2 protein-coding genes are annotated in these 2,445 nt (G+C 60.4%); both read right to left on the reverse strand.

Going from position 1 to position 2,445, the window contains the following annotated elements:
• On the reverse strand, positions 1 to 1,306 hold a 1,306-nt coding region (locus ACXJ7R_RS30035), incomplete at its 3' end, for a glycosyltransferase family 25 protein (RefSeq protein ID WP_457154992.1).
• A 581-nt stretch (positions 1,307 to 1,887) separates the two neighbouring features.
• Positions 1,888 to 2,445 (reverse strand): Crp/Fnr family transcriptional regulator (locus tag ACXJ7R_RS30040; RefSeq protein ID WP_457154993.1); only part of this gene is annotated, 558 nt, incomplete at its 5' end.

Raw genomic sequence — 2,445 nt, forward strand, 5'->3', positions numbered from 1 at the left:
TTCTTTGGGCCGTGTATGCCATGAATTGCAGCGTGCAAAGGAAGATGAAACCAGCCGCCACCGACGCGTGAATGGGATTGTTGAAGAGCCAAGGCTCCGGTCTGGTTCCGTGAAGGATGTCCGAATAGCCGGTGTCCGCCGCCAGGAAGACAAGACTGAGGACCATGAACCAGAGGACGAGCTGCCCAGGCCGCCTGACAAACAGCAAGAGGGCGAAGCCGGTCGTCGCATAAAACAGCGGAAACAGGTAGATGCCTTCGGCGGCACCCAGCTGGTGGGTGCCGAAATAGACGATCGCCAGTCGGATGAAGACATAGAGCGACCAACCCAGGCAGAGACCGCCGACCCATCCGATCAGTGGCTTGCTGTAGGTCCATAGGTCCTGCCTGAACCAGCGGATGGCTGCGACCGCGGCGAGCGCTATCCCCGCGAAGCGGTAAGTGTCAGCCTCGCGCCAGACCGCGGAGGCCATGGCGAGAATGGCGAATGCCGCAAGGACTAGAAGCACTGTGTAGCGCGGCGAGTCGGCCCTGGCATAATCCGGAATTTCGCGCGGCAAGGGCGGCCGCAGCAGGACGTGATGCAGGCGGCTCAACTCGTCCTTGGCCCGGAACGCCCCGGCGTCCAGCCGGCTCGGCCAGGCAAGCCGCGCGAATTTGTAGCTGCCCGAGGGGCCGGCTATGCCGGAAATCTTGCTGCTGGCGGCGAAGCCGAGCACGTTTTTGCGGACCGAATAGACTTTCAGGCCGGTATCCCAAAATCGTTCGAGTGCGACGTCCCACGGCATTTTCATCACCGCGAGCGCCGACAACAGCCCTTGCGCGCCCTCCCGCGTCACCAGATAGGCCGCGGCCGAGCCCTGCGGGCCATGCAGCGCGCGACCGATCTCGTCGCCTTCCGTCGTCTCGACGGCGCGCATGAAGAAGCTCATGCGATGGTTGTTTAGCTTGATGACGTCGAAATCCGGCACCGCGGCGATGATGGCCTGGATGCGCCGCATGGTGTTTTCGCTGAAGAGGACGTCGTCCTCGACAATCAGGCCATAGGCGCTGCCACCGGCCAGGAACGTTTCCAGCGCCTGGATGTGGCTGCGGTAACAGGCATATTCGCCGGGCAGAATGTCGCGCCCGCTCAACTTGCGCGCGGTTGGAAGATCGATCTCCGTCCAGTCCGCCTTGGCAAGCGCGCGGCCGTCGATAGCCGCAATGCGCTGCAAGGTCAGGCCGGACGCTTCGGCGCTGGCGAGCAATTCGCTCCAGCGACCGGTCTCGCGATCGAGGTTGATGGCGAAGATGGGAAGGTTCATTGAAGTTCCATTTTGACCGCCACCCGTCTTGGTGGAATCTTCGATGACCTTGTATGGAAAAGAGAGAGATGTTCAAGGCTATACTGTTGAGGCTATGTGCATGCTTCGGACGGCCAGCTTGAAGAGATCGTCCGAGTTCGCGTGAGCCATCACATGGCCGCCACGCACCATGGTCGCTGAAAGGCAGTGCCGAGTGGCGGACAATGCACAAGCCCTCTGTGCATGACCATGAAACAGGTGATTGCGGCCAACGTACGATCAAAAAGCCGAAGAACACGATCGGACGCCAAATCGGAATCTCTCGGCGCTGGGCGTTTCCTGCGGTTGGCTTGTCCGCAACGATTGACCCTAGCGCAACAAGGCCGGCGCGTCCGCTTGCGGGGGGTGCGGGACGGACGCGCCGACGTCACCAACAACGCCGAGCCATCTTTCTGACTCGTACGACCGCGGTCGGTACGCCGGCAGTCATGCCGTTGCCTCGCCGAGATGGTCTTAGGTTGTAGGTCCGGTCCGGAGGGTGGGACCGCTGTGAAAATGTAACATGGGCGCGAGTGATTTGACTGTTCCACACTGAACAGTCCTCAACGGCCCCTGTCCCTGAGGTGAGGATTGTCGTGCAGGACGACGTTCAGGAGGGAGTTGTGAACCTCCAAATCTCCATTGTAGTGGATGAACCCGAGCTTGCGGAACTTGTTCATGAACGTGCTGACGCGCGACCTGGTGGTGCCAACCATCTCCGCGAGCGTCTCCTGGCTTATCTTCGGTATGACAGGCTGAGGGCTCCCCTCCCTGCCAAAGTTTGCCATCAGAAGGAGCAGCCTCGCCAGACGCTTCTCGCTCGAATTGAAAAGCTGGTCTACCAGGTCCTCTTCGACGCGGGCGTTCCTCGCCAGCAAATAGGACATGAACATCTCTGAGAACTTCGGCTCTTCCCGCAGCACCCGCGTGATTGATGCTTTATCAAGCCGCATAATGACGCTGTCCATCATCGCGGAAACTGTAGCCAACCGCAGCGGCTGGCCGGACAAGCAGCCTTCGCCGAAGAAATCCCCGCTCTCATGGAGAGCGACGATCGCTTCCTTGCCCTGCTCCGATACGATGCAGACTTTGACCTTGCCCTTCTGGATGTAGAAGACGGA

The organism is Mesorhizobium sp. P5_C1 (assembly GCF_054049815.1).